This is a genomic window from Shigella sp. FC1967, from assembly GCF_001743005.1.
Taxonomy (GTDB): domain Bacteria; phylum Pseudomonadota; class Gammaproteobacteria; order Enterobacterales; family Enterobacteriaceae; genus Proteus.
Genome location: NZ_MIIZ01000605.1, coordinates 1 through 6,487, shown reverse-complemented (window position 1 = coordinate 6,487; position 6,487 = coordinate 1). Strand labels below are relative to the sequence as shown.

Genomic DNA, 6,487 nt, shown 5'->3' with positions numbered 1-6,487 from the left:
GGATATTTCGTTTATCGTCTGATTCTTCATGCACAGTAGAACTGCCACAATCATGAATATTTTCAACTCCAGTCACTGACATATAACCAATAGGTTTATTTCTACTTAAACCTTTAAAATGATAAATAAGTAATTCAGCCTCATGTTTCATCATTTCAATATTAACTACAGATGAATCGCTATTATTTACTGCTAGTTCAATTTCGGCAGATATTACTAATAATTCATCGCTAACTTTCATTTTTTATTTTCACTCCATTGCTGATTAATGCCTGATTAACTAAATCTTCGTCATAACACCAAGTTTCGCAATTTTCATTTGCAATAAATGGGTCTGGTAATTCAACCTCCAAGCTCTCGCGTGATGCTTGCCATGAAATCCATGCTTTTCTTGTTCCATCATAGTAATACTCGCCACTCTCATCTTTGTGTAGTGGGTATTTTTGTTCATGACTATGATTATTAAAGTACCAATATTCAAATTGCTGCCTTGATTTATCCATCACACCCCCTTTATTTGCTTTAATGCCTCACGAACAGCGTTTAATCGTGATTCCATTCTTAGATATTGAGGGTTAGGAATAGAAGGCCAATCGTTATACCAAGCATCATCACCAAACAAGCTAAGCAACTTACCGCCTAAAAAACTATTGCAACAATCATCTTTAACATTATCTGATGATTCGATTAAACCCCAATATTCCCTTGCTTCGTGTTTATCTATTTCATCATCTTTGCGTAGTTTGATAACTTGCTTTTTGGCATATTTAGCATTTGCATCGTTATCGTCATCTATTTCATAGATTAAATTAGAATCTAACTTACCTATCCAGTAGTGATTGTTAATACGCTGAATAAACTCAACTAGCGAACTACCCATCGAGCCCCAAAAGCAAGACCATGAACAACCGCTTTCGCTAATTGTGACACGGCTGTTTTGATTATCGCCGTAGTCTTCAAGATACACATGAATAGGGTCGTGACGCTCTATGCCTGTTATTACTAACTTAGTAACTTGAGATTGTTCAACTTTCATCACTCCACCTTTTTAAACTCAATAACCCATACCCACGGATTTTTATAAAAACTATCTACGCCATATATTGATTGCCATAAGGCACAGAATGCTGATTTTGCTGTTTGATATGGCTGGTTACTATTTGGCACATAAAATCCAGTTAACCAGTTACCTTCATTTCCATATTTACCAGTTGTAATTCCCTCTACGATAACATCATCCTGTGATATCTCCTGAACTTGCTGAACCCAAACATCAGTAATTTCAATTTTCCCTTTGATATTACCGTCTTTGCCTGCAATGTTGATGATGTCGCTTATTTCACCATACGGACAATCAACATCAAAAAATCCATGCCGCCATGCTGCGCATACTTGCTCTGATAGTGTGTAACCTTCTTGCCATGCACTAAGGTTTCGTAACTCTTCCTCGGTTACTTTTGGTTGTGGCTCAATCGGTCTACGCGTTTGTGTTTTGTCGCCATCCATGACAGCCGCTAACATTGCATCGTTAAACTTGATTCTGTCCTTCATCATTCCCTCTGTTGATATGTTTTTGAGAAAAATATGTAATCTGTAAAGCCATGTTTTAAAAGGTTTATTTGTTTAATTCTTGGTGGTATGATCGATTTTCGACCATTGGCGAGGAAGAAGAAAAATGAGTAATCGATATTATGAAATAAAAGTATTTGGCATTGATTACAGGCTTGTAGCTAGAGACTCTAGGGATTCCTATTTGACTTTTTATTTAGAAGATAATTCTAAATTTCCTAACTTTGAAAAGTGGGATGTGGGTAAATTGACGTTTGATATAAAGATGCCTGACGGAATTAATAGAAGAACCTTATTGACTAGGTCTGCTATGTGTATGTTTATGGCGAGCTTTATCTAAATTTACATCTGCCAAGGATTGGCATTCATTCCTCTTCATTGCATCCCCGCAAGTTAAATTAATCCAGTTGGATAGCGCCTTCTTCTGGATATTCAGTGCAGTAAAATACGTGCACACGACCAGTTTCTTTATCTCTACATGGCTCGATGGTGTATTCAGTCTCATCATCAATATCTAAACCATGTAGCTCTACTTTTAAGCCAGCAAAATCAGCCATAGCCATTATTTGCTTTGTTGTTAATGTAATAGTCATATCTATCTCCTGTTTGCATCCTTGCACTGAGTTCATGGGTTAATAATCGTTGTTGTAATAAATTTCATCAGCGTCAGATTCATCTAAAACCAACAAGCTTCCGCCGTAATAAAGTGCACCAACAAGGCGCTCAAACTCAGATCGGAACTGAACAACTTGCTTACCAAGAGTGTCTGAGCACTCAAGTTCACCAGCATATAAACTGTAAACTGGATACCCATCATGCATAACTGCAACGTCTTCACGCATTTCTCTAGTGGTTTCTTGATGGAAGCTAAGGTGGGTATCGCACTGGTGATATTTTTCTTTTCTTCTATGACTGTATGGAGAGTCGCTAGCTGGCTCTTTCTCTAAGCCGATATGGAAAAATCCTTTTTCCCATGTATATTCTCCCTCAGAAATAACCACTAGTGGTCTTCCCCAGCCCTCATGAGCCGCCTCTTCTTGATATTGATCTACGTATGCCTTCCAAAGGTCAGATGCTTTGATGTATTTTGGAATTTCATGTGATTTGATAAATTTCAATACCAAATCTTTCATGCCGTTAACCATTTGCTCACTGACGCCATTCATTTCCCATTGACTAGAAAGTTCTTTAGCCATTAATAGGTTATATTTAGGCAGGTCAACCACCTCACTAATATTTTCTGGAAGAGCTGATTCAAGGGCTTTTTTAACTCGGTCAGGAAAGTTACCCCAGCTAAAAGTATCTTTAATTGCTTTTTCATAAAGACTTTTAACATGAGTACGGATCATCTCTGCATACTCGGGTGATTTTTCAAACTCAGAACAATGTTTAGCGATATCATTTGCTAAGCTATCTGCAATGGTATTGTTATCTTTCATGGTTATATCCTTTGGTTAAACAGGTAGGGTTAGGCGTTACTCACAAACTGCCCAGCTTCATTACGCTTACGTTCCGTGTAACACTTAGGTGTCTCTCTTGATTGAGAACGCTTTTTCAACCACTCATCAACTTCTTCCGCCTCCCATGCCACGCAACGCACCGACAAATACATACGTTTTGGAAAATCACCTTTCTTCTCTAAGGTGCGAATAGTTGAGCGAGAAAGTCCTGTTAGCTTTAAAACAGCAGGCATACGAATAGGTTTGATAGGTAATTTAATATTCATATCTAAACTCCTTGCGGAGCTGTGTCGCTCCGCTTTAAATAGGATCACTGGTATTCAGGGCGCATATCATCAAGCGTGATAGAGAAAGACTCGTATAATTCATCACCGAGTTTTCGCTTACTTGACTTAAGTAGCTTGTCTACTTTTTCAAATGCTTCAGTGGCTTCAGGTGAACCAGATTCAGGAAGTGAGTTGATAGAAGCTTCTAAGGCATTACGTGCATCAATGCGGTGGTATGCCTGTACTGCTTTATTTTTTAATTCAGCAAACAGGTTGATCCCCATTTCATTTTTTAAGTTCTCAATTTCTGCGCGAATATTTTTAGCTTCTTCGACAGTCTGAACATCATCAATAGCTAATCTAAATGCTTCAGCATCGAACTTAGGTATAAACTCGCCTTGAGCTTCTTTTACAGGTTCAGCATTATTTGGTTGTTGCTGGGTAGTGATTTCATCAATGCTTACACGTTCTTTCTGTGGGGTGATGTCTTTAATCGGGCGATCTTCAAGTTCTTCTGGCGTATACACACCAAGGATAACTTCAGGACAATAAAGACGGGCCCAATATTTTACAGCGAGATACGCGATTTGTTGCTTAGGCATTGTTTTCCAAAGAGGTGAGTTTCTCGTCTGTACATCAGCAAGGTAAACAGGCTCACCCCATGTAATTTCTTCTTCACCTCTTAAAATTGCACCGACTTCAATAAATAAACCCGATTCATCACGTTTATCTTTCATGCCTACAATCTTTTCCCAGTCGCCACCGTATTTGTAATGGAATCGACCTACAACAGCATTTGAACTGGTAATAACCGCATTTACTAATTGGGCTTCATAACCAAGCACACCATTGATGACATGTGTTTTTTGACCGACAACGAAAGGATCCATTCCCCAGCGTGCAGACTGCATTGTGATAGCAAGACAATCAGATGGTTTACCTTGCAGATGCCTTGGCACCGTTGCTGTACCTGATGCCATTAGCTCAGCAAATTTAACAATACGGTCTAATGATTCAGGATTAAAAAGTAATGATGTGTTATTCATTACTGATTGGTTTCTTTCGAGAGTTGCTACTTCTGACATAATATTTACTCCAAGCGTGCGCCTGATTGTTCAAGCGCAGTTTTATTAAGCGACTTCGTTTTGCAGTTCTTCTAACTTTCTCTGCTCAAAGTCAGTGATACCGATAGTGAGAGTAGTGGTGATTGGCGCTGGCCAATATCCTGTATCCATAGCTTCACGGATATCACGCAGTGTCTTTTTGTACTCAGCGCGACCCAGTTCAAGTAATTCAGGAGAGGCTTCAACGATAGCAACCCAGTGGTAATGCTCGTCTTTGTTAACGAATATCCAGAAGAACTGATCCAGCATTGCCACATCACAATACATAGCTGCACTGATGTGATAATCGCGATTAATGATTTCTCTGCGGATCATGGCTTCAATGGCATCTTGTTTAAATCGACCAAGTGCTACTGATTTGAGGTCAAAACCTAATCGGTTATTTTCTGTTTGAATTTCGATATCAGGACGAACACGAATTTCAAGACCAGTATCTTCATCAATGCCGTAGTAGCTCACTTCTGATACACGGTTAGGGTGATTTAATAAACTGGATGCTTCTTTGTGGTTCATAACAGCGTTACGCATGTTATTTGCCATTTCATAGTCAACGGTTTGAACATGAATTTTTGAATCGTCACTAAGCCACTGGCTAATGATTTCATCTTCAAATACAGCATCAGGGTTCACTTCTTTAATGACCTGCATGAGGTCATCTTTTTTGACGGGTTTTCTAAGTGGCTCAGGTTTATTTGTTTCTGCCAAATATAACTCAGGGTTAACGCTGTTTATCTGCTCAAGTAATGCTTCTGTATTACCTGAGGTTTTCAATGGTATTGGCAAAGTATCGTTATAGGCTTTGATACAGGCTTTCATTGCTGCACCTGTGAATTTCCAATCCTCTGGAATGGCTTTAAATTCATCGGGCAACTGCATGTATATCTGACCTAGCTCTTCGGCTTTTCCGCTGGTGGAAAGTTGCGGTGTCAGAGTGGCATTATGTTCTTCAATAATTGCTTTTAACTCATCTTGTGAGAGCTTCTTGGGCAACTTATTGTTGTATTCGTCAATCCATGACTTCATTGTTTCCGTTGTTGTAAAGGCATCTTCTGGAATAATTGGCTTAACACTGAATTCAGCATCAAACTTTGCAGGTTCCATTGTTAACGTGTGAAATGCACTACCTAAGTCGAAACAACGCTTATTTTCACGCTCAATGACTTTTGTTACATGGCGTAACTCGTAATACATCAAACTAATACGAGCATCTTTTAGCATCGAACTACTGATGCCGTTTGAACTGTGATACACCTCGTTAGGAATATCTGGATAACGACCAGGTTCAAAATAAGCAGGTTGGTCATTTTCTTCCTGTGGAATATCTTCCGTCTCCTTGTGTTGACCGTTTTGGTTATCTTTGCTGGCGTGAAAAATCACCTCTTCCTGAGGTACTTCTTTTTTTTCTACCTCAATTGAGGCGGTTTTTGGGTTTATTAATGAGTTAAAGTGATTAACTCTATGACGAACGCTACGCATATCAGGGTTATCAATAAATGACATAATAGCGTTAACGATTTGCTCTTCACTGAGTTCACTGCTGATATTAGGAACCAATGAAAGTGCAAGTAGCGTGATATTAATAAAGTGTTCATATTGCTTAAACTCTTCTTTTTCAATATCACCATTGATATGAGCTGTTAGCGCATCTACTTGTTCGCTATCAGTAATATCTTGGTTAAGTAAAAGAGCTTTTGCAATCAACACATTTAAGTGCTTAGTGTCTGACATTTTGTTTACCTACTAATTGTTCTGTTTGTAATGCGAGCTTTCTTACATAAGCCCACTCAATACCGGCTTTAAAATTGTCAAATGACTGTGACTCATTTAAGCCAGATAAGGTAAATACATGCTTACCGTCTTTGATATAAAAGATCATGACTAATCACCAAATTGGTTATGTCTGAGCGCATTAAAAAATCAGTCTCTTTTATCCATATTGTTAAAGAGCTATTAACCTAATTGGTTAATCTTTGTTTTTAATCATAACCACAAATTAACCAATGTCAACCGATAAAAATAAATAATTTACCAAAATGGATATGAATTTGTGAACAAGGTCAAAAAGGCA

At 38.4% G+C, this 6,487-nt stretch carries 11 protein-coding genes; 1 reads left to right on the top strand and 10 read right to left on the bottom strand.

Annotated elements, in window-relative coordinates:
• From BHE89_RS06890 to BHE89_RS06875, 4 genes are all read right to left on the bottom strand, one after another.
• A partial coding sequence (locus BHE89_RS06890; protein ID WP_141008273.1) for a hypothetical protein occupies nt 1-241 on the bottom strand: 241 nt, incomplete at its 3' end.
• Entirely contained in the window at nt 231-503 is a 273-nt protein-coding gene (locus BHE89_RS06885; RefSeq protein WP_069368894.1) for a hypothetical protein, read from the bottom strand. The genes BHE89_RS06885 and BHE89_RS06890, both read right to left, overlap by 11 nt.
• A complete protein-coding gene (locus BHE89_RS06880) occupies nt 503-1,036 on the bottom strand; it encodes a hypothetical protein (RefSeq protein ID WP_069368895.1) in 534 nt (177 codons plus the stop codon). The genes BHE89_RS06885 and BHE89_RS06880 overlap by 1 nt, the downstream gene beginning before the upstream one ends.
• Nucleotides 1,036-1,551: a hypothetical protein gene (locus tag BHE89_RS06875; RefSeq protein ID WP_069368896.1), complete on the bottom strand. Its 516-nt coding sequence runs from the start codon at nt 1,549-1,551 to the stop codon at nt 1,036-1,038. Before BHE89_RS06875 ends, BHE89_RS06880 begins: the two co-directional genes overlap by 1 nt.
• Before the next feature lie 124 nt (nt 1,552-1,675).
• Here BHE89_RS06875 and BHE89_RS06870 point away from each other — a divergent pair, with 124 nt between their 5' ends.
• Entirely contained in the window at nt 1,676-1,909 is a 234-nt protein-coding gene (locus BHE89_RS06870; RefSeq protein ID WP_069368897.1) for a hypothetical protein, read from the top strand.
• A gap of 58 nt (nt 1,910-1,967) precedes the next feature.
• Here BHE89_RS06870 and BHE89_RS06865 read toward each other — a convergent pair whose 3' ends face one another.
• Genes BHE89_RS06865 through BHE89_RS23720 form a run of 6 tightly spaced genes read right to left on the bottom strand, consistent with a single transcriptional unit; the run spans nt 1,968 to nt 6,295 of the window.
• Nucleotides 1,968-2,162 (bottom strand): hypothetical protein, encoded by a 195-nt coding sequence (locus tag BHE89_RS06865; RefSeq protein WP_069368898.1) that lies wholly within the window; start codon nt 2,160-2,162, stop codon nt 1,968-1,970.
• Nucleotides 2,163-2,201: 39 nt separating this feature from the next.
• Nucleotides 2,202-3,008: a hypothetical protein gene (locus BHE89_RS06860; protein WP_077885131.1), complete on the bottom strand. Its 807-nt coding sequence runs from the start codon at nt 3,006-3,008 to the stop codon at nt 2,202-2,204.
• Between the two features lie 29 nt (nt 3,009-3,037).
• Complete coding sequence (locus BHE89_RS06855) at nt 3,038-3,295, bottom strand: helix-turn-helix transcriptional regulator (RefSeq protein WP_069368899.1); 258 nt, start codon at nt 3,293-3,295, stop codon at nt 3,038-3,040.
• 44 nt (nt 3,296-3,339) lie between these two features.
• A complete protein-coding gene (locus BHE89_RS06850) occupies nt 3,340-4,380 on the bottom strand; it encodes a RecT family recombinase (protein ID WP_069368900.1) in 1,041 nt (346 codons plus the stop codon).
• Nucleotides 4,381-4,425: 45 nt separating this feature from the next.
• Nucleotides 4,426-6,147 (bottom strand): PD-(D/E)XK nuclease-like domain-containing protein, encoded by a 1,722-nt coding sequence (locus BHE89_RS06845; protein ID WP_069368901.1) that lies wholly within the window; start codon nt 6,145-6,147, stop codon nt 4,426-4,428.
• Nucleotides 6,134-6,295, bottom strand: a complete 162-nt coding sequence (locus BHE89_RS23720; protein ID WP_004243375.1) for a hypothetical protein — start codon at nt 6,293-6,295, stop codon at nt 6,134-6,136. The genes BHE89_RS06845 and BHE89_RS23720 overlap by 14 nt, the downstream gene beginning before the upstream one ends.
• Between the last annotated feature and the right edge of the window lie 192 nt (nt 6,296-6,487).

Bases quoted from the DNA above. Each gene is read 5' to 3' on its own strand.
- BHE89_RS06885 (WP_069368894.1), bottom strand. From the start codon at position 503: ATGGATAAATCAAGGCAGCAATTTGAATATTGGTACTTTAATAATCAT.
- BHE89_RS06880 (WP_069368895.1), bottom strand. From the start codon at position 1,036: ATGAAAGTTGAACAATCTCAAGTTACTAAGTTAGTAATAACAGGCATA.
- BHE89_RS06875 (WP_069368896.1), bottom strand. From the start codon at position 1,551: ATGAAGGACAGAATCAAGTTTAACGATGCAATGTTAGCGGCTGTCATG.
- BHE89_RS06870 (WP_069368897.1), top strand. From the start codon at position 1,676: ATGAGTAATCGATATTATGAAATAAAAGTATTTGGCATTGATTACAGG.
- BHE89_RS06865 (WP_069368898.1), bottom strand. From the start codon at position 2,162: ATGACTATTACATTAACAACAAAGCAAATAATGGCTATGGCTGATTTT.
- BHE89_RS06860 (WP_077885131.1), bottom strand. From the start codon at position 3,008: ATGAAAGATAACAATACCATTGCAGATAGCTTAGCAAATGATATCGCT.
- BHE89_RS06855 (WP_069368899.1), bottom strand. From the start codon at position 3,295: ATGAATATTAAATTACCTATCAAACCTATTCGTATGCCTGCTGTTTTA.
- BHE89_RS06850 (WP_069368900.1), bottom strand. From the start codon at position 4,380: ATGTCAGAAGTAGCAACTCTCGAAAGAAACCAATCAGTAATGAATAAC.
- BHE89_RS06845 (WP_069368901.1), bottom strand. From the start codon at position 6,147: ATGTCAGACACTAAGCACTTAAATGTGTTGATTGCAAAAGCTCTTTTA.
- BHE89_RS23720 (WP_004243375.1), bottom strand. From the start codon at position 6,295: ATGATCTTTTATATCAAAGACGGTAAGCATGTATTTACCTTATCTGGC.